Source organism: Aliiroseovarius marinus (genome assembly GCF_004360145.1).
Classification (GTDB): domain Bacteria; phylum Pseudomonadota; class Alphaproteobacteria; order Rhodobacterales; family Rhodobacteraceae; genus Aliiroseovarius; species Aliiroseovarius marinus.
Genome location: NZ_SAIT01000026.1, coordinates 1 through 22761, shown reverse-complemented (window position 1 = coordinate 22761; position 22761 = coordinate 1). Strand labels below are relative to the sequence as shown.

Here is a 22761-nt window from a genome sequence, read left to right as displayed (position 1 = left end):
TGGGTGAGGTCACTCTGACTGGACCAGCGGGGCCGGTCCAGTGCCAAGCAAGCTGACGTTGCGCGAGGTCGCTTACAGCTCTTCGATGCGGATCGCGACGGGTTCGCCGTCGACCACGCCGGTTTCCGCGAAGCCCTTGATCGCGGCGTCCAGCGCGTCGCGGGTGCATTTGTGCGTGACGATCAGCACAGGGGCCAGTTTCTCGTTGTGGCTGGTCTGGCGCATCCGGTTGATCGAGACGCCAGCATCGCCCAGAACCGAGGCGACCTTTGCCATCGCGCCGGGTTTGTCCAAGAGGAACAGGCGCAGGTAATAGGGCGCAGGTTTGGCGGCCTTGGCGCCGGTCACGGGGCGCAGGGTTGTCGCTGGTTGTCCGAAGGTCGGGATATTGATCCCACGCGCGATGTCCATCACGTCGCCCATCACGGCGCTGGCGGTCGGGCCTTCACCCGCGCCGGGTCCGCGTAGGACGACCTGCTCGACCGCGTCACCTTCAATGACGACCATATTGGTGCCGCCTTCCAACTGCCCCAGAGGCGAGCTTGCGGGCACAAGGCAGGGCGACATGCGCTGCTCCAGTCCGCGGCCCGTCATTTGGGCAACACCCAGAAGCTTGATGCGGAAGCCCATTTCGGCAGCATGTTCAATGTCTTCCAGCTGAATGCGCTGGATGCCTTCCAGCTCGACCGCGTCGAAATTGACCTGCGTCCCGAAGGCAATCGAGGACAGGATCGACAGTTTGTGACCGGCGTCGATGCCGCCCACGTCGAGGTTCGGATCGGCCTCCAGATAGCCCAGCTCGGCGCATTCATCGAACAGCGCGTTATAGCCGCGGCCGGTGGCCTGCATCTGGGTCAGGATGTAGTTGCAGGTGCCGTTCATCACGCCCATGACGCGGGTGATTTCGTTCCCGGCCAGACCTTCCAGCAGCGACTTGATGATCGGAATGCCGCCAGCCACAGCGGCTTCATAGCGGATACGCACGCCTGCTTCTTCAGCGGCCAGCGCCAGTTCCTGCCCGTGATGGGCCAGAAGCGCTTTGTTCGCAGTAACGATGTCTTTTCCGGCGGCAATTGCAGCCTCGACCGAGTCCTTCGCCGGGCCTTCGTCGCCGCCCATCAGTTCGACAAACACGTCCACATCATCGCGTTTGGCCAACACGACGGGATCGTCTTCCCACGCATAACCCGACAGATCGACGCCACGATCCTTGTCCTTCGAGCGGGCAGAGACGGCGGTGATCACCACCGGACGTCCAGCGCGATCTTGCAGAAGTGCGGCCTGACGTCGGATGATCTTCACCACGCCGATACCGACGGTGCCAAGACCTGCAATTCCAAGGCGCAGGGGGGCGGTATCAGTCATGTCAGTCTCCGTCGGCTGGTGTGTCGTCCCGGGACGTGTATCCAAAGCGGCAAGGCTGTGCAATCCACGGCTTGCGGGAGGGGCCTAATTTCTTGGGAGTGTCGCTTAGCGCCGTGCCAATGCTGCTTGCATTCGCCCACGTGTTTGCCCATCGATGACCGATGCGCGGCGTAGGCGGCCCGCGCGGGCTCGCAGGGCGGCAGCACGGCTGGCCAAAGATCCGGTGCCATAGTCGCCCTGATCGGCGGGAAGTTGTCCAAGGATATCGTTCATCGACACGATCTGCGGGTAGGGGGCGTTTGCGGCAGCGCCGTCGGCGAAATCCGGAATGTCCGAGCACGCCACCAGAACGCCGAACCCAAGAAATAGGCAGGTCTTAAGCGGTCGGGTCATACGGCGGCGGTCCTTCAAGCTGTCGTCACGGCGACCATAGACAGGGTGGGCTGGCGCTGCAAGGCAGCATGGTATTTGCGGCAGCGGGTGGCGGGACGTTGCGAAACTTTGGGGTGAAACGCTTGGATATGAACGATTGTTCAGTTACCAATCTGGTATGGCGCGTAAAACCGGATCACACAGCGAAATCACAGGCCCCCGTGTGCGCGCGGCGGCGCTGACCTTGTTTGCCCGTCACGGCTTTGCGGCCGTGTCGATGCGCCAGATCGCGCGCGAAGTGGGCGTGCAGGCCGGTGCTTTGTACCTGTATACGAAGGACAAGCAAAGCCTGCTCTTCGATCTGATGCGCACCCATATGGACGAGCTTTTGGCTGCGTGGGTGGACGAGCCCAAGGGGGACACTGCTCTGGATGCGCTCGAAGCTTTCTCGCGCTTCCACATCCGCTTTCACCTTGAACGCCCCGATGCTGTTTTCATCGCCTACATGGAATTGCGCAACCTGACGGACGAGAACTTCGCCGCGATCGAGGCGCTGCGCCGTCAGTATGAAGGCGAGTTAGAGGCGATCTTGCGGGCAGGCCAAGAGGCAGGCGAACTGGACCTGTCCGACATCCGCCTGAGTTCCATGGCGATCATCGCCATGCTGACCGGGGTGAACACTTGGTATCGCGAGGGCGGTCGTCTGTCGCGCGAAGCGGTGGCTGATCGCTATTGGGATATGGTGCGCGGGGCGGTTGGCGCATAGACTGGACTCTACCCGCCAACGACCCGATATATAGATCATGTCTCTGCCACCCGGTTTCCTTGATGAACTGCGCACGCGCCTTAGCCTGACCCAAGTCGTCGGGCGCAAGGTCATGTGGGATCAGCGCAAATCCAATCAGGCCAAGGGTGATATGTGGGCGCCTTGCCCCTTCCATCAGGAAAAAACCGCGTCTTTTCATGTGGATGACCAGAAGGGGTTCTATTACTGCTTTGGCTGTCACGCGAAGGGTGACGCGATCTCTTTCGTGAAAGAGACCGAGAATGTCTCGTTCATCGAAGCGGTCGAAATCCTTGCCGGTGAGGCCGGGATGAAAATGCCCGCCCGCGATCCCAAGGCGCAGGAAAAGGCGGATCGGCGGACACAACTGGTCGAGGTGATGGAGATGGCGGTTAGCCACTTCCGGCTGATGCTAAAGACCGGTGCGGGGGCTGAGGCGCGCGAGTATCTGACTCGGCGCGGGCTGAATGAAGCCGCGCTGGACCGCTGGGAAATCGGCTTTGCGCCAGATGCGTGGCAGGGGCTGTGGGATCACCTGAAGGGCAAGAATGTCGAGGATGATTTGATCCTTGGGGCGGGTCTTGCCAAACCCAGCCAGAAGGGTGGCAAGCCCTATGACTCGTTCCGGGGACGCATCATGTTTCCGATCCGCGACGCACGCGGGCGGGCGATTGCCTTTGGCGGGCGGGCGATGGACCCGAATGACAACGCGAAATACCTGAACTCGCCCGAGACCGAGCTGTTCGACAAGGGGCGCAACCTCTATAACCAAGCTCCCGCCCGCGAGGCTGCTGGCAAAGGCCAACCGCTGATCGTGGCCGAGGGCTATATGGACGTGATCGCCCTGTCCGAGGCCGGGTTCAACGCCACGGTCGCCCCGCTGGGCACCGCGATCACCGAAGACCAGTTACGGCTGCTCTGGCGCATCGCGCCCGAGCCGATCATTGCGCTGGATGGCGATACGGCAGGTCTGCGCGCGGCGATGCGCGTCATCGACTTGGCGCTGCCGATGCTGGAGGCCGGTCAAAGTCTTCGCTTCTCGATCATGCCAGAAGGCAAGGATCCTGATGACCTGTTGAAGGAAAGCGGGGCCAGCGCGATGCAAACGCTGATCGACGGGGCCATGCCCATGGTCGATCTGCTCTGGCGACGCGAGACCGAGGGCAAGGTTTTCGACAGCCCCGAACGCAAAGCCGCGCTGGATAAGGATCTACGCACTGCGATTGCGCGCATTCAAGATCCCTCGATCCGCAACCATTATGGTCAGGCGATCAAAGACAAGCGGTGGGAGCTGTTCCGCGCGCGCCCCTCGGGGCAGGGGGGCAAACGCCCGTGGCAGCCCGGCGCAAAGCGCGGCTGGCAGGCAATGCCGCCCGTTTTGGCCTCGACCAAGGGGTCTGTATTGGCCAATGCGGATGAGCGCGCGCAAGACGCCCTGCGCGAGGCCGTCATTCTGGCGATCCTGATCCGCCGTCCCGATATGCTAGATCAGGTGGAAAGCCGGATGGAGCGGCTGGACATGGTCGGCCCGGATCACGACACTTTGCTGCGCTGTGTCCTGACCACGGCGCATCATGGCGCAGAGGCGTTGGAGGAGCGGCTGTTGAACAGCGTGGGGGGCGATGTGCTCGACCGGCTGTTTTCCCTCAATCATGTACGGATCACCCCCGCCATTCGGATGAGCAACGATGACGAGATCGTGCTGGCTTGCCTGACCGAAGAGCTGACCAAACTGGAAGCCAAGCGCGGCGTGGCGCGTGAAATCCGGGATGCCGAGGCGGACATGGATGCGTTGCCGGATGAGGGCGTCACGTGGCGTCTGGGGCAGGCGGCCGAGGCACGCAACAAGGCGCTGCGCAGCCAAACCGAGGACAAAACCACCTATGAAGTTGCTGACAACGGGTCGCTGATGGACCGTGAAGAGCTAGAGCAACGCGACCGCGTCTTCGACAGCATCACCTTCGAGAAAAAGAGATAACGCGCGATTGGGGCCTGATCCGCAGGGCGCAAACTCGGTTCGCGTAGAAAAAGTCACTGAAGCGCACGTCAGGCCCGGTCGTCTGCTTGCAAACAGCCCGTAAAGCACCCACCTTACCTTTGTGGACGAATCACTGATTCGAATCAGGATCGTTCAACCCGAATCACCCAAGCGCGGGTGGCTGAGGACAAGGGACGCCTTGTCAGACCAGATCAGCCCATCCCGCGCCTTTCGTGCAAGGAGAGCCCATGGCTGCCAAAGACACCGCCAACGATCAAAAAGACGAGCAGCACGCCGAGCCGATGACGGACATGTCGCAAGCTGCGGTCAAAAAGATGATCGCCGAAGCGCGCGAGCGTGGCTACATCACTTACGATCAGCTGAACCAAGTGCTGCCGCCTGAGCAGGTTAGCTCGGAACAGATCGAAGACGTGATGTCGATGCTGTCGGAAATGGGCATCAACATCATCGAAGATGAAGAGGCGGAAGAGGAAGAGAAGGGCTCGACCGAAGTTGTCGTGAAAAACGCGGGCGGCGAAGTGGCCGTCGCGGGCGCCGAGACCGAAAAGCTCGACCGCACCGACGACCCGGTCCGCATGTATCTGCGCGAAATGGGCTCGGTCGAACTGCTGAGCCGTGAAGGCGAGATCGCGATTGCGAAACGGATCGAGGCCGGTCGCAACACGATGATCGCGGGCCTGTGTGAAAGCCCGCTGACCTTCCAGGCGATCACAATCTGGCGCGAAGAACTTCTGAACGAAGACATTCTGTTGCGCGATGTGATCGACCTTGATGCGACCTTCGGCAACCAGCTGGATGACGACGAGGAAGAAGACGTCGCGCCTGCTGCCAATGGCGCTGCCCCTGCCGAGAAGAAAGAAAAGGCGCAGGAACTCGACGCGGACGGCAATCCGATCAACAACGACGACGACGATGACGACGAGGATGAAGCCGCCAACATGTCGCTGGCTGCGATGGAAGCCGCGCTGAAGCCGCGCGTGCTGGAAACCCTCGAACTGATCGCGCGTGACTACGAGCAGCTGTCGGAAATGCAGGATCTGCGGATGTCCGCGACCCTGAACGAAGATGACAGCTTCTCGAAAAAAGAAGAGGGCGCCTATCAGAAGCTGCGCTCGGAAATCGTGCTGCTGGTGAACGAATTGCACTTGCACAACAACCGTATCGAAGCGCTGGTCGACCAGCTGTACGGCATCAACCGCCGCATCATGTCGATCGACTCGTCGATGGTGAAACTGGCTGACCAAGCGCGCATCAACCGCCGTGAGTTCATCGAAGCCTATCGCGGTCGCGAGCTGGACCCGACTTGGCTGGACGAGATGGGCGAGAAGACCGGCCGCGCATGGCAAAGCTTCATCGAACGCTCGACCGACAAGGTTGAAAAGCTGCGCGGTGACATGGCCCAAGTTGGTCAGTATGTCGGCGTCGACATCCCTGAATTCCGCCGCATCGTGCAGCAGGTTCAGAAGGGTGAAAAAGAGGCGCGTCAGGCCAAGAAGGAAATGGTGGAAGCCAACCTGCGTCTGGTGATCTCGATCGCGAAAAAGTACACCAATCGCGGCCTGCAATTCCTTGATCTTATTCAGGAAGGTAACATCGGCCTAATGAAGGCGGTGGACAAGTTTGAATACCGCCGCGGCTACAAGTTCTCGACCTATGCAACGTGGTGGATCCGTCAGGCGATCACCCGCTCGATCGCGGATCAGGCGCGCACGATCCGTATTCCTGTCCACATGATCGAAACGATCAACAAGCTGGTCCGTACCGGTCGCCAGATGCTGCACGAGATCGGCCGCGAGCCGACCCCGGAAGAGCTGGCCGAGAAGCTGCAGATGCCGCTTGAGAAGGTCCGCAAGGTGATGAAGATCGCCAAGGAGCCGATCAGCCTTGAGACCCCGATTGGCGACGAAGAAGACAGCCAATTGGGTGATTTCATCGAGGACAAGAATGCCGTGCTGCCGCTGGACAGCGCCATTCAGGAAAACCTCAAAGAGACCACGACCCGCGTGCTGGCCTCGCTTACCCCGCGTGAAGAACGCGTGCTGCGGATGCGTTTTGGCATCGGCATGAACACTGACCACACGCTGGAAGAGGTTGGTCAGCAGTTCAGCGTAACCCGCGAACGGATCCGTCAGATCGAGGCAAAGGCGCTGCGCAAGCTGAAGCACCCCAGCCGGTCGCGTAAGCTGCGCTCGTTCTTGGATCAGTAAGCTTCCTGCTTCGGAAGAAAATTAGAAAACGCCTCGCATTTGCGGGGCGTTTTGTCTTTTGAGGGGCGGGAACAGCCACAGCGCTGGAGCATGGGCAGCGAGATCAATTATTGCGGGAATGCTGTGAGGTTTCCTTCAACTTCCTGGATTTTGAGCACGCAGTTGAACAAATTGTTTCCATTCAATTTTCCAAAAAACACGCATAACGATTTTGAAATCAGGCAAATGTGTGGCACAAATAAGGCGGGGAATGCTCACGCCAGTTTATTACCGCTGGCATAACGCTGGGTGAATTTGATGTATGATGTTGTGAGGGAAAAGCCATTGGCCCTTGAGCCTGAATGGCAAGTAGATGAGCCGACAAAGGGCAAATTTGCGAAACAGGCGCCGGTATCCGTGCGTTTGGGTCGTGAACTTGCGCTGAAAAACCTGCAAAAACGGAAGCAGTCGGGACGGGCCGTGAAACGCCCTTCGCTGTCGGCTTTGTAGCAGGTCTAAGCGGCTCGGGAACCGACCGGGGAATTGGGCGCAGCGTTTCGGCGTTGTGGCAAGGGGTCTCGGTCGGTTAAGGAAAAAACCAGCGTCCTTTTCGGCGCTGGTTTTTCTGTTTTCGGGGGACGCATGACCGGTTTGTTCGAGATCTCAACACAGGGGCAGGGCCTCTATGAGTTTACCACTAAGGTGCAGGACTGGGTGCGTGGGCAGAAAGTCGAAGACGGGCTTCTGACCCTGTTCGTGCGCCACACCTCGTGTTCGCTACTGATCCAGGAAAACGCCGATCCCGAGGTCCAGACCGATCTGCGCAACTTCTTTCACCGCTTGGTCCCGCCGACGACTGATCCCTCCATGTCTTATCTGACACATACCTATGAGGGCCCCGATGACATGCCGGCTCACATCAAGGCGGCCATGATGCCGGTCAGCCTGTCTATCCCCGTCATGAACGGGCGTTTGGCCTTGGGGACCTGGCAGGGGATCTATCTGTTTGAACATCGCAACGCCCCGCATCAGCGGCAGGTAGCGGTGCATCTCAGCCGGTAAAGCGGTCTATTGATACCGATCAAGGCGCCAAGCCCCGCCACGACCTAACCTACCTACACTCGGAATTACTTTTGAATAAGGTAATTTCACAGGTTCAGAAGTAGTTCCGCCAATTCAACTGGGAGGAATTAAGATGAAGTCTGTGTTTCTGAAGTTGGTTGCCGGTAGTTTTGTTTTAATAGGCCTGTCGACGGTTCCAGCCGTCGCGCAGCCCGAGGAGGCCATGTTTGGCAAGGCGTTGTTCGTCGAGAATTGCGCTGCCTGTCATGGTGCGGATGGCATGGGAAGCGGGCCGGTCTCGGCTTTGTTCGCCGAGCAGCCGCGCGATCTTCGTGTGCTGTCCAAAAAGAACAACGGTATCTTTCCGTTCTCCGAGGTCTATCAGTCCATCAATGGGCGCCGCGAGATCGCCGGGCATGGCACGACGGACATGCCGGTTTGGGGGGATTTGTTCATGGTCGATGCCGGACCAAGCACCTTTCATCCAGGCGTGAACGCCGAAGAGATCGTGCAAGGGCGTATTCTGTCCTTGGTCTATTATCTTCAGACCATCCAAGAATAAGGGCGCGATGTGCCATCGGGGCGGGCGTTATCACACGGGATAACGCCCGCTTCATTTTGGGGCATGGATTTCCCCCTACACAAGACCTAGGCGCTGCCCTATAGTGCCTGTGGATAAGTGGTCAAACCCACACCAACGGGGAACAGTGAAGAAAAGGGGTCGCCAATGCGCTGTCCGTTTTGCGGAAATATCGACACTCAGGTGAAAGACAGCCGACCGGCCGAAGATCATGTGGCGATCCGCCGCCGTCGCTTTTGCCCCGCCTGTGGTGGGCGCTTCACGACTTACGAGCGGGTGCAGTTGCGCGATCTGGTGGTGATCAAATCGAACGGTCGCCGCGAGGATTTTGACCGCGAAAAGCTGGAGCGCTCGATCCGCATTTCGATGCAGAAACGCCCGGTTGAACCGGAACGCATTGATCAGATGATCTCGGGCATCGTGCGCCGCTTGGAAAGCATGGGCGAGACTGACATACAGTCGAAAACCATTGGCGAGATCGTGATGGAGGCTTTGGCCCGCATCGACACCGTCGCTTATGTGCGATTTGCCAGTGTTTACAAGAACTTCCAGGCGGCTGACGATTTCGACAAATTCGTCAGCGAACTGCGCCCGGATATCCCCACGGAAGACGAGTAACCCCCGATGACGCCGGAAAATTCAGGCGCAGATCTTCGGTATATGCGCCTGGCCCTGTCGCTTGCGCGGCGCGGGCTTGGACGTGTGTGGCCGAACCCTGCGGTAGGCTGTGTGATCGTGAACGGCGGGCGGATCGTCGGGCGGGGCTGGACCCAACCAAGCGGGCGTCCGCATGCCGAAGTCGTGGCACTGGCGCAGGCCAAAGACGCCGCACGCGGCGCAACAGCCTATGTCACGTTGGAGCCTTGCGCCCATCACGGGAAAACACCGCCTTGTGCCGAGGCTCTGATCGCTGCGGGGATCGCGCGCGTCGTCTGCGCGCTGGGGGATCCTGATCCGCGCGTGGATGGCGGCGGCTTTGACATGCTGCGCGCCGCAGGGATCGAGGTGCAAACCGGGCTGTGCGAGGATGAGGCGCGTGTCGATCAGGCGGGGTTCCTTAGCCGTGTCACGCAAGGCCGTCCCATGCTGACCCTGAAACTGGCCAGCAGCTTTGACGGGCGGATTGCGACGGCCAGCGGCGAAAGCCAATGGATCACCGGACCCGAGGCGCGGCGTCATGTGCACGCCATGCGCGCCAGCCATGATGCCGTGATGGTGGGCGCTGGAACGGCACGTGATGACGATCCTTCGCTGACCGTGCGTGGATTGGGCATGGATCACCAGCCCGTACGCGTGGTTCTGTCCCGCCACTTGGATCTGCCCTTGGACAGTCAGCTTGGCCGCTCGGCGCGCGAGGTTCCTGTCTGGATTTGCCACGGTCACCGCGCCGCGCCCGAGCTGATCGCTGCGTGGAAAGGTATGGGTGCCGAGCTGATCGAGGTAGATGAAGCGCAGGGGACGCTCGACCCAACCTCGGTTCTGCAAGCGCTTGGAGACCGTGGCCTGACCCGCGTCTATTGCGAAGGGGGCGGGGGGCTTGCCGCCTCGCTTCTGGGGGCAGGGTTGGTAGATGAACTGGTGGGCTATGGCGCAGGTTTGGCGATTGGGGCCGAAGGACGTCCGTCTTTGGCCGCGATGGGGCTAAGTCGATTGGCCGAAGCACCCCGGTTCGATCTGGTGGAATGTCGCGATATAGGCGGCGACGTGCTGCACCGCTGGCGACGGAAGGCCTAGCGCCACAGATAGGCGTAGCTGGCGAACAGTCCTTGTAGCTTGGCCAACAACCGGGTTCCGCGTCGCCCTTTGGGGATCTCGCCTGAGGTCAGCCGATCCACCACCACTTCAACCGGACAAGCCGTTTTTGTGATGGGATCGAAGTAGCGCGGATAGTCGATCAGGACAGCGTGGGTCAGCGCGATCAGATCTGGACGGGTCTGCCGCCGCTCGGGCACCTGTCCCAGATCCGTGGTCAGCCCCCAACCAGCATAAAACGGCGCGCCCAGACAGGTGACGGGCACCCCGCGCAACAGTGCCTCGAACCCCATGGTTGAGGTCATGGTCCACAGCGCGTCCACATGGTCCAGCAGCGCAATCGGGTCGGCTTGATCCGCGATCAGGTTGGCGTATTTCGCGGCCTCCTCCGGTGGAATCCGACCTTCTCGCAGGCCCGCTTCCACATCCGGGTGGGGCTTATAAATGATCACGGCGTTCGGATTGTCGGCACGCGTGCGTTTTAAGAGGTTCAGATTGGTCGAGACCTCTGACGTGCCCAATCGGATCGATGCATCGTCTTCCACCTGACCCGGCACAAGGATACGTGGTCCTTCTGGCAGCGTATCCAACCCGGCGGGCAGGGGGCGCTTCAGATTGTATTTGCCCAAACGGTTCTCGGTGATCTTCGTGATGAGGCGTTCGGCGCGGTCCCGGGCGTGATCGGGCAGGGCGGTCGCCGCCGCGATATGCCGCTCTAACCGGCTTTCGCGTGTCGGGTCATAGTAGATGCCCAGATCATCGCGTACCAAGGACAGAGGGGGCACAAGCTCGGCCCCCAATCCACGCGAGCGCAGGAAACCATCTTCGATGCGCAGCGGTTGGCGATGCGTGCTGTGGGCAGGCTCTTCCTTTCCGGCCCAGACCATCAGGGGGCGTTCGAGCGTCTCGGCCCCCTCGGATGCGCGCGGGGCAGTGTCATCAAAGACAATCGGGGCGTCGCCCTTGAAAAACTCGGCCAAGGGGCGGCGTTTCCACAGGCGCATACCGCTGGCGACATAGCCCTGATGGTCCTCGCGCCACGCGCGGGCGCGCGCTTCGAGCGTATCCAAAACCTGCTCGATCTCGCACAGCTCATTGCGATAGGGATCGTACCACGTGGGATAGAGCATCATCGCGCCGGCAAATAACTGCGCGCGAGTTAGGGTCCGACCGCGCCGGTTCACCGGCTGTCGGTCTTCAGTTAGGCCCCAGCCCGCATAGAAAGGCTGGCCAAAGACATGGGGCTTGTGACCGGCCAGAATGGCCTCGAACCCCATGCCCGAACTGACGGTGTAGACGGCCATCGCCCCATCCAGCAGCGCCCAGGGGCTGACGGGATCAGTGATCAGCTGCACCTGTGCGTTCTCGTCCTCGGGTCCGTAATGTCCGGTGCGATGACCCGCCTGCGTTTCGGGGTGGGTCTTGATCAGGATGCGCGCATGGGGATGTTCCAGCCGCGCGGCCACCAGCATGTCGCGGAAGGTTGCTTCCGTCGCACCTCCATAGCGGATCGAGGCATCCCCTGCTGTCTGGTCCAGCACCAGCACATAGGGCGCATCGGGGACGGGCAGATCGGGGTGGAAGGCGTTGTATTTTGACAGGTGGCCAGATTTCATCCGGTCCATTGCCGCACGCGCCCGCTTCAGAAGCGCACTGTCATCCAGCGGGTCGTGTTTCAGGATCTGCTCAAGCCGAGAGGGCGCGGATCCGTCGAAATGCACCCCCAGATCATCCAGCATCAGGCCCAAGGGCGGCTCGCCAGACCGACCGGGGTGGACCGAACGCAGGAAAGCGTCTTCGACCCTGAGCACGGGATTTTTCCGACGTGAAGCGACGGCCTCGCCCCGGCCCGAGGTTGGGCTTTTTCCCCATGTCCCAACCCAATCCCCATCACCGGGCAGGCCAAGCCGGATCTGCCAGCCCGCAAGCTCTAGAATGCGTTTCACGCGCGGCTGGGTCAGAAAGCCGCCATTGTAAACGAAAAGCCGCCGGGGATGTGATGACCCGGCGGCTTTTTGTATCTTGATGTCGTCACACACGGGCAGAGGCCCGATTACTCGTTCAGGCTATTGTTAAGGGCCGCGATAGACCCGGCGGTGGACAATGTGCCCGTGAACGCCGTCAGCACCTTGGACCACTGGGTGTAAGGGGCGTCGGTGACATAGACCGTGTCGCCGTCGCGGATCCCGAAATCTCGGGCCAGAAACAATCCGTTGGCCTCGGTCAGGTTCATTACATAGATCATGCGCTGCGGTCCGGTCAGATCTGTGCGCCCCAGAACCGAATTGGCAATTTCCGGGGTCTCATCACGCAGGACGAACACGCCTTTCGGGTCGGCAGCCGACGAGGATAGGCCACCCACTTGCGCGATGGCCTCGACGGCCGACAGCGTCTGGCTGGCAAACCCGACGCGGGTTTGAGTGCCGGTTGCGCCAAGGGCGGTAAAGGTACGGGGATCAGCCTCGACCAGAATGCGGTCGCCGCCACGCAAAGCAATATCCATCTCGGGATGGGTGAACAGGTCTTCAAACCAGATCTCGCCCACTTTTGCGCCGCGGATCACTTTGACCTTTGCAATCTCAGGCTCAATCGAGACGCCGCCGGCGCGCGCCAGCATGGCGTTCAGCGTGCGGGTGGGGCGCTCAATCGGATAGACGCCTTGGCCGCTGACAGACCCTGTCACCGATACGGTGGCACCATCGCCCGCGGTGCGGCGTACGGTGACTTGCGGATCCGGGGTTTGCTCGGCCAGCTTCCGGGTGATGACACGACGAATGGCTTCGGGGGAATTGCCCGCTGCTTTCACGCGGCCCGCGTAAGGAATGAAGATATAGCCTTCGCCATCGACCTGCACATGCTCAAGCGCGGCAGGGGCCCCAGCCGTCGTCAGGATGCCGTCTTCGACGTTTTCCCAGATCGAGATGGTCAGTGTGTCGCCTGCCCGAATCGTGTCCGACCCGACCAGCCCGCGGTTCTGGAATTCCGGGCTGAAGCCAAGCGGCGGCACCACAGCGGTTGCACGGGTAACATGGTCCGTGACGACTACGATATGGGCATTGCCATTCTTCTGAACCGAGCCAGCATAGAGTTCTTGCTTGGTCGGACCCGTACGGGGAAGCCCACAGGCACCGAGCGCAATAACGGCCGTCGCCAAGATCAAGTGCTTGGCCCAATTGGATTTTCTTTTTGTCACTGCCCGTCCACCATACATGGAATTATGATTCATTTTCCGAAGGTTAGCGTGACATTGAACAAAATTCCAGAAAAGGGACCGTCAGGTCACTTGACCACGCTCAACTGTTGCCGAGGTGCCGCTGTCCCCTGTTCCAGTGCCTGATAGGGATCATCGGGCGATAGCATCATGTCCACCACTTGGCGCAGCAATTGACGTCGTCCTCGCGCAGAATAGAACCCGCCCGCGACCTGGCTGGTCTCCAGTAGGAAGTGCCGATAGTCGCGATAGGCGCGTTTGTCGGGCCGGGTGGGGATGTCAAAGAACTCGGACAAGGGCTGTTCTGACACGAACTCGGGCTTGGCATAGACCGCATTGCCGAACAGCTTCAGCGGAAGCCCGCGCCACAACACCTGCTGGGCGGCGGTCGAGTTGATCGTCACGGCAGAGCGTGCGTGATCCAGCAGCTTAGCCAGTTTCCCACCACGCACATAGTGGACGCGATCTGCGATGCCGTGCGCCTGCGCCAACCTGCGGATCTCGCGCCGTTGCGGTACACGACCGTCTTCCAGTGGATGAGCTTTGAAGACCAGATGATGGTGGGTGGGGGCGCCATCCGCAAAGCCAGCAATCACCAGTTCCAGAAACTCGGTCATGGTGGAAAATGGGCTGTGCATCTGGAAGCTTGAATCATGCTCCAGCTGCAGAAGCGCCAGATGGTACGGGAAGCCGCCATAACGGATGCGTAGCGTGGCGCGGATGCGGTCTGCGGCAATGACAGGCATCAGGACAAGGCGCTGAAGATACAGAAGAAACTCTTTACCCACACCGATAGACCGGTGGGGTCTAAAATTGCGATAGCGCTGGTTCAGAAACATGACGAACCAGTGATAGAGCGCGCCGTAGAAGACGTGATGGCGCATGTCGCCCCAATGGGCGGGGGCCTCGGGCATATCCGGCTCGGCGTCTTCAAGAATGCGCTGCATCTGCAGCACGTCATAGTCCATCAGGCGTGAATTGCCATTAGAGCCGTCCCGCTCGTACGTCACCCAATAGGGGCGCAGATAGCCTTCTTCGAAGACATGAATGGTTAAACCCTGTGCACGTGCTCGTTCCACGGCTTGGGCGTGAATGGGGCGGGTATCACCATACAGCACGATATCCGTGATCCCGTGCGCCTCGACAATCTGGTCGAACTGGCCAATCCATTGATCTTGCGGAGCGGTGAATGGAATGAAGCTTGCCATATCAGGCCAGAACGCCTGATCGCCACGGTTAAACCCGACACGCCACACCTTGGCCCCCGATCGGCGCAGCATCTTCGCGAGCCGTCCGAAGAAAGGCCCGTGTGGACCTTGTAGGAAAAGGAAGTTTCGGTTTTCGCCCGTGATGCGCGCCATGCCTGCCAATCACCAAATCACTATCAGCGTTATTCGCCTTATAGGCCTACAAAAAGAGGGTTACAGGGGAATTAACAATGGCATGCGGCAAAAATTGGGCCGAGCAGAGGAATTTCTCGACGGAGGTGGATTGGCCGGTGCAACGCATCATGGCTTCAATCCGGGTCGCGTTTCCGCTACAGCAGTGACATCAACCCGATGCAGGAGGCGACATGTTCACTGGGATCATCACCGATGTGGGGCGCGTAGAGGCGCTGGAGCAAGCAGGCGACATGCGCGCGCGGATCGTGACTGCCTATGACACTGCCGGAATTGATCTGGGGGCCTCGATCGCTTCGGACGGGGTGTGCCTGACGGTCGTGGCTATGGGCGATAACTGGTATGACGTTGATATTTCGGCAGAAACAGTCTCGAAGACCAATCTGGGCGATTGGGAAGTTGGTCGCCGCGTGAACCTTGAACGTGCCCTGAAAGTGGGCGACGAACTGGGCGGGCACATCGTGTCTGGTCATGTCGATGGCGTCGCTGAAATCGTGTCGATGCATGTAGAAGGCGACAGCACCCGCGTACGCTTCCGCGCCCCATCTGAACTGGCGCGATTCATCGCCCCAAAAGGCTCGGTTGCGCTGAACGGCACCTCGCTGACCGTGAACGAGGTCGAAGGCGACGAGTTTGGCGTGAACCTGATTTCGCACACCAAAGAGGTGACGAATTGGGGTCAGGCGCAGGTGGGGGATCGCATCAACCTCGAGATCGACACGCTGGCGCGCTATGTGGCCCGGCTGGCGGATTACGGAAAATCCTGATCTCTGTTTGAAATATTCGTATATGGGCATATGATCGGCGAAAATCCTTTGTGACGGAGATCGCCCATGTCCCTTATTCGCCCCACTCGCCGTGATCTTCTGCGCCTCGCCGCAGTTGCGCCTGCCTTTGCCATGCCTGCCGCCGCGCGGGCGATGCTGGGCGCGCCGACGGATGGCAATCCGGCACATTTCAGTTTCACGCTGGGGCAGGCGAAGATCACCATCGTGTCGGACGGCTATTTCACCATTCCGTTTGGCGGACAGGCGATGAACGCGCCTGAGGATGAAAAGCTGGCCTTCATGGCCGCACATTACATCGACCCCGAGGTCGGCTATTCCCACACCAACCACATGTATATCGAGCTGGGCGACGCAAAAGTCTTGGTGGATGTGGGCTCGGGCACCCGCTGGTTCGATACTACGGGCCGGTTGATGGAGAACCTCGAAACCGCCGGGATCGATCCGATGGGCATCACCCATGTCGCGATCACCCACGCACACCCCGATCACATCTGGGGTGTGCGCGATGACTTCGACGAGCCCATCATCCCCGACGCGGAATACGTGATGGGGCAGGCCGAGCATACACATTGGCTGCAAGACGGTCTGGTGGATCGCGTCGCGCCCGAAAACCAGCAATTCGTGCTGGGGGCCGTGAACTCGATCAATACCGAGGGGTTAGAGTGGACCTTGGCCGCAAATGATCACGAGCTTGCACCGGGCATTCGCCTGATCGACACGCCCGGCCACACGCCCGGCCATATGTCGGTGGCGGTGGAAAGCGACGGCCAACAGCTGATCGCGCTGGGCGATTGTATGACCCATGCGATTCTGAACTTCGCGCATCCCGAATGGTATTCCGAGCGCGATTCCGATGGGGCGCAAACCGGGGCCACCCGCAACCGCCTGCTGGACATGGCGGCCACAGATCGGATCGCTGTTTTGGGCTATCACTTCCCGTTCCCCGGCGTGGGTCATGTGCGCCGCGACGGAGACGCCTATCAGTTCGTTCCGGCGCTCTGGCAGTTCTAAATCGCCCTTGAAATATCTGGAATAATTGTCAAATCTTCCTCTGATTGAATGGAGGTTGATTTGACAAATTCTAAAGGTCCAGCGCTGAACACTGCGCTTTTGATCGATGGAGAGAATATTTCTAGTGCCATGGCAAGCAAGCTTTTATCTGTGGCGCGTAGATTTGGCGACGTTGTTATCAATCGAGTGTATGGTAACTTCGCTAATTTGAAAGGTTGGAGTTCTGTTGCTGGAGTAAGGATTGTTCATTCCGGTTCTGGAAAGAACGCGGCCGACATCGCATTGGCCCTTGACGCTGTGGAATTGAGTTTCGAGCGCAAAGTCGACGTGTTCGTATTGGCAAGTTCGGATGGTGACTTCGTGCACGTCGCAACCCGACTACGTGAACGTGGATTTAAAGTCGTTGGATTGGGTGAAATCAAAGCTCCCGATAGTTTTCGCAAGGCTTGCAGCCAGTGGGTTCCAGTCGAAACTATGAGTGTCGCCAAACCAAGTGTATCCGTTTCGCCCACTCCTCAGCAGGTTAAGAACTGCGTAACGACGTTTAAGAACGGTGCAGTGCATTCGGAACTTAGGCCTCAGACGCTTCAATCGTCCGCTCAAGCACAGCACGCCAAAGCATCGTTTGATGAAGAGGTGCTTCGTATCGTTGGCGAACACCCGCAGGGGATCACCACTTCAGAGATCAACAAGATTGTTCGGGCTGCGGGAATTGGTAAAATATCCGAGCAAACACAAAAAACTTGGGCATCTTATTTCAAAGCTCGAGAGGAAATCTTCGATATCGCTGGGAAAGGTCAGCAAGCCTTGGTGACGGCGCGTTAGAACTCTTCTCTGCCGCCTTTGGGCTGGCAATGGGCGCGTGGCTGCGGTAGTCACGCGCAAGCCTGAAGGGGAACGCGCCATGTCTGAAAGCACCACCTACGAAACACCCGGTCCAGTCGAAGCTGGATTGTCCGATGCCATCGCCTCGGCGGAAGAGATCATTGCCGAGGCCCGCGCGGGTCGGATCTATATCCTTGTCGATCACGAAGACCGTGAAAACGAAGGCGATTTCGTCATCCCCGCGGATGCTTGCGACGCGGCTGCGATCAATTTCATGGCCACCCATGGTCGCGGGCTGATCTGCCTGCCGATGGAAGCCAAGCGTGTGGACGAGCTGGGCCTGCCGATGATGGCAATGCACAATTCCTCGCGTCACGAAACCGCGTTCACCGTGTCGATTGAAGCGCGTGAAGGCGTGTCGACCGGCATTTCTGCTGCTGACCGTGCGCTGACCGTCGCCACCGCCATTAACCCCGACAATGGCCCGGCCGAAATCGCCACCCCCGGTCACGTCTTCCCGCTGCGTGCGCGCAACGGTGGTGTGCTGGTGCGTGCAGGTCATACGGAAGCGGCCGTGGACATCTCGCGCCTTGCAGGCCGCAATCCCTCGGGCGTGATCTGCGAGATCATGAATGAAGACGGCACCATGGCGCGTCTGCCGGAACTGGTTGAGATTGCGAAGAAACATGCGATCAAAATCGGCACGATCTCGGACCTGATCGCCTATCGCCGCCGCCACGACAATCTGGTGCGTGAAACGGGCCGCGAGACCATCACCTCGGAGTTCGGTGGTGAATGGGAGATGCGCATCTTCACCGACATGACGCACGAGATTGAGCATGTGGTGCTGATCAAGGGCGACATTTCGACCGATGAACCTGTACTGGTCCGCACCCACGCCCTGCAAGAAGCGCAGGACGTGCTGGGTCTTGGCCCGAAACCGGCCGACGAACTGCCGCGCGCGATGCAGATCATCGCGGACGAAGGCAGGGGCGTGGTCTGCCTGTTCCGTGAGCCACGCAAGACGCTGCATGCAGACGAGGAAGAAGGCCCGCGTACCGTGCGCCAAATCGGTCTGGGCTCGCAAATCTTGTCGACGCTGGGTCTGAACGAGATGGTTCTTTTGACCGACAGCCCCGAAACCCGCTATGTGGGTCTGGACGCCTATGGGCTGACCATCACCGGCACCCGCCCTATTCAGAAGGACTGAACCATGGCCACCGCTGAACAGCATTACATTCTGGACCGCCCCAGCTTTGATAAGCCGGTGAAGATCCTGATCGTCGTCGCGCCGTACTATAAAGACATCGCGGACAATCTGGTTGCGGGCGCCAAGGCAGAAATCGAGGCCGCTGGCGGCACGTGGGATCTGGTGGAAGTGCCCGGTGCGCTGGAAGTGCCCACCGCGATCTCGATGGCGGATCGCCTGTCGAACTTCGACGGCTATGTGGCGCTGGGCTGTGTGATCCGCGGCGAGACCACCCATTATGAAACCGTCTGCAACGACAGCTCGCGCGCCATTCAGTTGATGGGTCTGAACGGGCTGTGCATCGGTAACGGCATCCTGACCGTGGAAAACCGCCCGCAGGCCGAAGTCCGCGCGGATGTGAACGATCAAAATAAAGGCGGCGGGGCTGCTGCTGCGGCCTTGCATCTGGTCGCGCTTTCGCGCAAATGGGCGTCTTCAAGCAAGGGTGTCGGGTTCAAGTCGATCTCGGATTCGATCAAACTTGCTGGTGACACGAAGGATACCCCAACCGCATGACGCTTTCCGGCAACCAGAAACGCAAGATGAAATCCGCCGCCCGCTTGTTCGCGGTGCAGGCGTTGTTTCAGATGGAGGCTGCGGGCCAGACCATGGACCGCGTGATGGTCGAGTTCGAAGACCATCGTTTTGGCGAAGAGTTCGACGACTACACCATGGCCGAGGGCGATAGCCGTCTGTTCCGCAAGCTGGTGGGCGACGCGGTGAACCATCAGGCCAAGATCGACCAAATGACCGATCGCGCGTTGGTGGCCAAATGGCCGATCGCACGGATCGACCCGACCCTGCGCGCGCTGTTCCGTGCGGCAGGTGCCGAGATGGTCGAAGGCGACACGCCCCCCAAAGTGGTGATCACCGAGTTCGTTGATGTGGCGCGGGCCTTCTTCCCGGAAGGGGACGAGGCGAAGTTCACCAACGCGGTTCTGGATCACATGGCGCGCGAGGCGAAGCCGGAAGCGTTCTGAGTTTCCTTCGGAAAGCACTTGATTTCAGAGGCCATTGGGATGCGACCCATTGGCCTCTTTTCATTTGGGGCAGGGGCTTCCATACTGGCCATATTCACCGAGGGGAATGTGACATGCCGAAACTCGTCCGCGTCTATATCAAGAACGTCCTGATCGGATTTGCGTTGTCTGCCGCGTTCGTTGCGGCGCTGCTTTATACGAATGTCGGCAATCTGTGGCACCTGATCTCGACTTCGGACATGGGGTGGATCGCGGTGTTGATGCTGTTCATGTTCAACGGGATCGTCTTTGCCGGCGTCCAGTTCGCCTTCGTTATCATGCGAATGGAACAACGTGACGACACGCCGAAAGGCGGCAAGCGTCAGCCTGTCATCACCGGCGAACCTGCCCGCGTGAAAGTGGCCGCCAACCGCTGAGCCTCTTGCAGGGGGCGGAATTTGCGGCCATGATTCCCCATCATTGAAAGGGATCCCATGGCAGGCGGTTGGGCGCGCGATGGCGCGGTAAGCGAACAGATTGAAGCATCGGTTTCCGACGAGCTGGCTCGCATGAAGGCCAAGGCGCAACCCGTGGGCGAAAGCTTCACCCATTGCGCAGAATGCGATGAGGAAATCCCCCAAGCCCGACGCGAGGCCTTGCCCGGTGTGAAGCTGTGTATCGACTGCGTGCAGGAACGGGATGCAGCGTTCAAGATGCGCCCGGGCATCAATCGGCGCGGATCCAAGGACAGCCAGTTAAAGTAACTCCATCAATTTCAATAATTTGAGTTTTCCGAGAAACTAATGACAAACGACATTTCGGCGTTGTTCCAAAAGTTAACCGCCCAAATTCGAGAAGCGCTCGACCCATTGGGCTACAGAGATGCTGAGCATGGAGCGTTTATTACAGGCCATGTCCCCCATGTGGCGCCTTACGCATATCTAGCAAATGTTTACGCGGGGTTAGACGAAAGCGGACTTGAAGCGGCAGAAGCTGAATGTGGCCGCTTTATCCCGGAAGTGTATCGCGCATTCTTGCGACACACGAACGGCCTTAGGCTTGGACAGCTCAGCCTCCATGGAACAACTTTCGGGTCGATAGATAGGACTGACTATCTGGTAGGGCAACCAATCAGTCTTTCCTATCAAAACGTCCACGAACGTCCTGACTATATTCCCAATGGGCATTTGGGGATCGGGGCGATGAACGGCGCGTGGTATTCGCAAGGTCACCTCTACCTCGCCTCTACTGGTGAGGTGGAAATGTACCATCGCGACGCGAATCTATTAGGCGCGCGATGGGCATCTTTCGAGGAGTTTCTTGAGAGCGAAATCCCACGCCAGCTGTCCTTATATGATGCTGACGGACGGATTAAACCGGATGTGAAGCAGCTTCCGGGGGATACCGAAACTTGGGAAGAAATCGCGAAAGCTAAGAAAAGTGAACAAGCTCGAGCATCTGGTCTTCGCGGCAAGATTGCGGGGATGTTCAGGCGGTAGGTTTCAAGCAGAGAAACAAAACCCGAATACTTCCATAACAGAATTTGTAGTGCTAAAAACCTGTCAGGACACGGCGATGGCGTCGCCGCGAGGGTAGCCTCGGTTCCTTTTCCACGCTCCTGTACGCCGGGACTTTCAATCGGGAGATTGAAGGCCCCGCCTTGCCTCCCACCAGATAGGAGGAATCCATGGCCTGGTCGCCGGACAAAACTGAAGTCAAAAGCTGGAATGAATGGGACACGCTGCGCCATGTGATCGTGGGCCGTGCCGATGATTGCCACATCCCGCCGGAAGAGCCCGCGCTGGATGCGAAAGTGCCGGAAGACAGCGATATGCGGGGCCAGTGGGGCCGCCGCCCGCAGGAAACCATCGACCGCGCGAACGAGTTGTTGGACAACTTTGCAGATCAGCTGCGTAAGCGCGGTGTGCGCGTGGACCGTCCAGTCTCGATCGACCATTCGCAGCCCGTGACCACGCCGGACTTCCACACGGACAGCCAGTTCGGTTGCATGCCGCCGCGCGATGTGCTGCTGACCGTCGGGCACGAGATGCTGGAAGCGACCATGTCGTACCGCTGCCGCTGGTTCGAGTATCTGAACTATCGTCCGCTTCTGAAGCAGTACTGGGAAGAAGACCCAAACTTCCGTCACGAGGCCGCGCCGAAGCCGCGTCTGACCGATGCCGATTACCACCCGGATTACCTGTCGGACAAAATCGGCGTCGAGAAGCGTTTGCAGTGGGCCGCCGAGAAGTTCTTTGTGACGACCGAGGAAGAGCCTCTGTTCGATGCCGCCGATGTCTTGCGGTTTGGTAAGGATCTGGTCGTTCAGCACGGGTTCACCACCAACCTGAAGGGCATCGAGTGGCTGCGCCGTCATTTCCCCGATCACCGTGTACACACGGTGAACTTCCCCGGCGACCCTTACCCGATCCACATCGACGCGACCTTTACCCCGCTGCGCCCGGGCCTGATCCTGAACAACCCGCAGCGCCGTCTGCCAGAAGAGCAGCGCGGGATGTTTGAAAAGAACGGGTGGGAGATCGTGGACGCGGCCCAACCCGCCCATAACACGCCGCCGCCGCTGTGTTATTCCTCGACATGGCTGTCGATGAACGTGCTGGTGCTGGACCCGAAAACCGTCTGTGTTGAAAAGTCCGAGGTCTATCAGGCCGAGCAGATGGACAAACTGGGTATGGAAGTGGTCGAGGTCGATCTACGCGACGCGTACGCGTTCGGCGGCGGTCTGCACTGCTGTACAGCAGACGTCTACCGCGATGGCGACTGCGAGGATTACTTCCCGAAGCAGTAAGTCCTGAACTTAGAAAATAACAAACCCGCGCTTAACGGCGCGGGTTTGTTATTTTAGGGGTAGGGCGCTTGCAGCGCACGATTACCACTCTAGCGCCTGCAGTGCGTAGTGCTATCTTTACTTATCAGCGACATTTTGGTCTCGGACGCGAAGGTCACCTTTACCTTGTCATTGAGACTATGCTCCAACAGATTTGCCCGGATGTCACGGGCAAACCGGCTGCGACGCATATCGCGCCCATTTACCCTGAGAGATCGGACAACTGCCGACTTGGGCCGGTCGTACAGATAGCCATCTTTGAAAGCCCAGTTAGACCGATATTTCACCTTAGCGGTGGCCTCTAGCTCGGGATCTTTGAAGTTCAATGTCTGTCAAGGGCGGCGCAAAAGTGGGCCAGTAGGGCGGCGTA

Annotated in this window: 23 protein-coding genes; 18 read left to right on the top strand and 5 right to left on the bottom strand. The window is 59.4% G+C overall.

Going from position 1 to position 22761, the window contains the following annotated elements; all coding sequences use genetic code 11:
• Positions 1-72: 72 nt before the first annotated feature.
• Together EOL43_RS14775 and EOL43_RS14770 are read right to left on the bottom strand one after the other, a co-directional pair.
• A complete protein-coding gene (locus EOL43_RS14775; protein ID WP_133489687.1) occupies positions 73-1365 on the bottom strand; it encodes a homoserine dehydrogenase in 1293 nt (430 codons plus the stop codon).
• Positions 1366-1470: 105 nt separating this feature from the next.
• Entirely contained in the window at positions 1471-1758 is a 288-nt protein-coding gene (locus tag EOL43_RS14770; RefSeq protein WP_133489686.1) for a hypothetical protein, read from the bottom strand.
• Between the two features lie 157 nt (positions 1759-1915).
• On the opposite strand from EOL43_RS14770, the gene EOL43_RS14765 reads away from it, so the two are divergent.
• The 8 genes from EOL43_RS14765 to ribD all read left to right on the top strand — a co-directional run bounded on the left by EOL43_RS14765 (position 1916) and on the right by ribD (position 10082).
• On the top strand, positions 1916-2503 hold the full coding sequence (locus tag EOL43_RS14765; RefSeq protein WP_133489685.1) for a TetR/AcrR family transcriptional regulator: 588 nt from the start codon (positions 1916-1918) through the stop codon (positions 2501-2503).
• Positions 2504-2540: 37 nt separating this feature from the next.
• Complete coding sequence (gene dnaG, locus EOL43_RS14760; RefSeq protein WP_133489684.1) at positions 2541-4499, top strand: DNA primase; 1959 nt, start codon at positions 2541-2543, stop codon at positions 4497-4499.
• 248 nt (positions 4500-4747) lie between these two features.
• Positions 4748-6727, top strand: coding sequence for an RNA polymerase sigma factor RpoD (gene rpoD / locus EOL43_RS14755; protein WP_133489683.1), 1980 nt, complete (start codon positions 4748-4750; stop codon positions 6725-6727).
• A 297-nt stretch (positions 6728-7024) separates the two neighbouring features.
• A complete protein-coding gene (locus EOL43_RS14750) occupies positions 7025-7216 on the top strand; it encodes a hypothetical protein (RefSeq protein WP_133489682.1) in 192 nt (63 codons plus the stop codon).
• Positions 7217-7348: 132 nt separating this feature from the next.
• Positions 7349-7768, top strand: coding sequence for a secondary thiamine-phosphate synthase enzyme YjbQ (locus EOL43_RS14745; protein WP_133489681.1), 420 nt, complete (start codon positions 7349-7351; stop codon positions 7766-7768).
• A gap of 133 nt (positions 7769-7901) precedes the next feature.
• On the top strand, positions 7902-8330 hold the full coding sequence (locus EOL43_RS14740) for a c-type cytochrome (protein WP_133489680.1): 429 nt from the start codon (positions 7902-7904) through the stop codon (positions 8328-8330).
• Between the two features lie 165 nt (positions 8331-8495).
• Positions 8496-8966, top strand: coding sequence for a transcriptional regulator NrdR (gene nrdR / locus EOL43_RS14735; protein WP_133489679.1), 471 nt, complete (start codon positions 8496-8498; stop codon positions 8964-8966).
• Positions 8967-9008: 42 nt separating this feature from the next.
• Positions 9009-10082 (top strand): bifunctional diaminohydroxyphosphoribosylaminopyrimidine deaminase/5-amino-6-(5-phosphoribosylamino)uracil reductase RibD, encoded by a 1074-nt coding sequence (ribD, locus tag EOL43_RS14730; RefSeq protein ID WP_133489698.1) that lies wholly within the window; start codon positions 9009-9011, stop codon positions 10080-10082.
• On the opposite strand, the gene EOL43_RS14725 is transcribed toward ribD, so the two are convergent.
• From EOL43_RS14725 to EOL43_RS14715, 3 genes are all read right to left on the bottom strand, one after another.
• Positions 10079-12127: a capsular polysaccharide biosynthesis protein gene (locus EOL43_RS14725; protein WP_133489697.1), complete on the bottom strand. Its 2049-nt coding sequence runs from the start codon at positions 12125-12127 to the stop codon at positions 10079-10081. The genes ribD and EOL43_RS14725 overlap by 4 nt on opposite strands.
• Before the next feature lie 26 nt (positions 12128-12153).
• On the bottom strand, positions 12154-13293 hold the full coding sequence (locus EOL43_RS14720) for a polysaccharide biosynthesis/export family protein (protein ID WP_240686568.1): 1140 nt from the start codon (positions 13291-13293) through the stop codon (positions 12154-12156).
• 86 nt (positions 13294-13379) lie between these two features.
• A complete protein-coding gene (locus tag EOL43_RS14715; protein WP_133489678.1) occupies positions 13380-14672 on the bottom strand; it encodes a capsule biosynthesis protein in 1293 nt (430 codons plus the stop codon).
• A 212-nt stretch (positions 14673-14884) separates the two neighbouring features.
• On the opposite strand from EOL43_RS14715, the gene EOL43_RS14710 reads away from it, so the two are divergent.
• The 10 genes from EOL43_RS14710 (at position 14885) to EOL43_RS14665 (ending at position 22352) form a co-directional block, all read left to right on the top strand.
• The gene (locus EOL43_RS14710; RefSeq protein WP_133489677.1) at positions 14885-15478 is read left to right on the top strand and encodes a riboflavin synthase; all 594 of its coding nucleotides are present in this window, start codon (positions 14885-14887) and stop codon (positions 15476-15478) included.
• A 66-nt stretch (positions 15479-15544) separates the two neighbouring features.
• Complete coding sequence (locus EOL43_RS14705; RefSeq protein ID WP_133489676.1) at positions 15545-16510, top strand: MBL fold metallo-hydrolase; 966 nt, start codon at positions 15545-15547, stop codon at positions 16508-16510.
• Positions 16511-16558: 48 nt separating this feature from the next.
• Positions 16559-17335, top strand: a complete 777-nt coding sequence (locus EOL43_RS14700; RefSeq protein ID WP_133489675.1) for an NYN domain-containing protein — start codon at positions 16559-16561, stop codon at positions 17333-17335.
• A 79-nt stretch (positions 17336-17414) separates the two neighbouring features.
• A complete protein-coding gene (ribB, locus tag EOL43_RS14695; protein WP_133489674.1) occupies positions 17415-18545 on the top strand; it encodes a 3,4-dihydroxy-2-butanone-4-phosphate synthase in 1131 nt (376 codons plus the stop codon).
• 3 nt (positions 18546-18548) lie between these two features.
• A complete protein-coding gene (locus EOL43_RS14690; RefSeq protein ID WP_133489673.1) occupies positions 18549-19100 on the top strand; it encodes a 6,7-dimethyl-8-ribityllumazine synthase in 552 nt (183 codons plus the stop codon).
• Positions 19097-19564, top strand: coding sequence for a transcription antitermination factor NusB (gene nusB, locus EOL43_RS14685; protein ID WP_133489672.1), 468 nt, complete (start codon positions 19097-19099; stop codon positions 19562-19564). The genes EOL43_RS14690 and nusB overlap by 4 nt, the downstream gene beginning before the upstream one ends.
• 113 nt (positions 19565-19677) lie before the next feature.
• The gene (locus tag EOL43_RS14680) at positions 19678-19980 is read left to right on the top strand and encodes a hypothetical protein (protein WP_133489671.1); all 303 of its coding nucleotides are present in this window, start codon (positions 19678-19680) and stop codon (positions 19978-19980) included.
• Positions 19981-20037: 57 nt separating this feature from the next.
• On the top strand, positions 20038-20307 hold the full coding sequence (locus EOL43_RS14675; RefSeq protein WP_133489670.1) for a DksA/TraR family C4-type zinc finger protein: 270 nt from the start codon (positions 20038-20040) through the stop codon (positions 20305-20307).
• A gap of 39 nt (positions 20308-20346) precedes the next feature.
• Entirely contained in the window at positions 20347-21042 is a 696-nt protein-coding gene (locus tag EOL43_RS14670) for an SMI1/KNR4 family protein (RefSeq protein ID WP_133489669.1), read from the top strand.
• A 188-nt stretch (positions 21043-21230) separates the two neighbouring features.
• Positions 21231-22352, top strand: coding sequence for a serine/threonine protein kinase (locus tag EOL43_RS14665; protein WP_133489668.1), 1122 nt, complete (start codon positions 21231-21233; stop codon positions 22350-22352).
• Positions 22353-22761: the final 409 nt, after the last annotated feature.

What these genes read in the sequence shown, in the direction of transcription:
- nrdR (WP_133489679.1), top strand. Translation starts at nt 8,496, where the DNA reads ATGCGCTGTCCGTTTTGCGGAAATATCGACACTCAGGTGAAAGACAGC.
- EOL43_RS14670 (WP_133489669.1), top strand. Translation starts at nt 20,347, where the DNA reads ATGACAAACGACATTTCGGCGTTGTTCCAAAAGTTAACCGCCCAAATT.
- EOL43_RS14680 (WP_133489671.1), top strand. Translation starts at nt 19,678, where the DNA reads ATGCCGAAACTCGTCCGCGTCTATATCAAGAACGTCCTGATCGGATTT.
- ribD (WP_133489698.1), top strand. Translation starts at nt 9,009, where the DNA reads ATGCGCCTGGCCCTGTCGCTTGCGCGGCGCGGGCTTGGACGTGTGTGG.
- nusB (WP_133489672.1), top strand. Translation starts at nt 19,097, where the DNA reads ATGACGCTTTCCGGCAACCAGAAACGCAAGATGAAATCCGCCGCCCGC.
- EOL43_RS14740 (WP_133489680.1), top strand. Translation starts at nt 7,902, where the DNA reads ATGAAGTCTGTGTTTCTGAAGTTGGTTGCCGGTAGTTTTGTTTTAATA.
- EOL43_RS14710 (WP_133489677.1), top strand. Translation starts at nt 14,885, where the DNA reads ATGTTCACTGGGATCATCACCGATGTGGGGCGCGTAGAGGCGCTGGAG.
- EOL43_RS14745 (WP_133489681.1), top strand. Translation starts at nt 7,349, where the DNA reads ATGACCGGTTTGTTCGAGATCTCAACACAGGGGCAGGGCCTCTATGAG.
- rpoD (WP_133489683.1), top strand. Translation starts at nt 4,748, where the DNA reads ATGGCTGCCAAAGACACCGCCAACGATCAAAAAGACGAGCAGCACGCC.
- EOL43_RS14705 (WP_133489676.1), top strand. Translation starts at nt 15,545, where the DNA reads ATGTCCCTTATTCGCCCCACTCGCCGTGATCTTCTGCGCCTCGCCGCA.
- EOL43_RS14665 (WP_133489668.1), top strand. Translation starts at nt 21,231, where the DNA reads ATGGCCTGGTCGCCGGACAAAACTGAAGTCAAAAGCTGGAATGAATGG.
- ribB (WP_133489674.1), top strand. Translation starts at nt 17,415, where the DNA reads ATGTCTGAAAGCACCACCTACGAAACACCCGGTCCAGTCGAAGCTGGA.
- EOL43_RS14700 (WP_133489675.1), top strand. Translation starts at nt 16,559, where the DNA reads ATGGAGGTTGATTTGACAAATTCTAAAGGTCCAGCGCTGAACACTGCG.
- EOL43_RS14750 (WP_133489682.1), top strand. Translation starts at nt 7,025, where the DNA reads ATGTATGATGTTGTGAGGGAAAAGCCATTGGCCCTTGAGCCTGAATGG.
- EOL43_RS14715 (WP_133489678.1), bottom strand. Translation starts at nt 14,672, where the DNA reads ATGGCGCGCATCACGGGCGAAAACCGAAACTTCCTTTTCCTACAAGGT.
- EOL43_RS14765 (WP_133489685.1), top strand. Translation starts at nt 1,916, where the DNA reads ATGGCGCGTAAAACCGGATCACACAGCGAAATCACAGGCCCCCGTGTG.
- EOL43_RS14770 (WP_133489686.1), bottom strand. Translation starts at nt 1,758, where the DNA reads ATGACCCGACCGCTTAAGACCTGCCTATTTCTTGGGTTCGGCGTTCTG.
- EOL43_RS14775 (WP_133489687.1), bottom strand. Translation starts at nt 1,365, where the DNA reads ATGACTGATACCGCCCCCCTGCGCCTTGGAATTGCAGGTCTTGGCACC.
- dnaG (WP_133489684.1), top strand. Translation starts at nt 2,541, where the DNA reads ATGTCTCTGCCACCCGGTTTCCTTGATGAACTGCGCACGCGCCTTAGC.
- EOL43_RS14690 (WP_133489673.1), top strand. Translation starts at nt 18,549, where the DNA reads ATGGCCACCGCTGAACAGCATTACATTCTGGACCGCCCCAGCTTTGAT.
- EOL43_RS14675 (WP_133489670.1), top strand. Translation starts at nt 20,038, where the DNA reads ATGGCAGGCGGTTGGGCGCGCGATGGCGCGGTAAGCGAACAGATTGAA.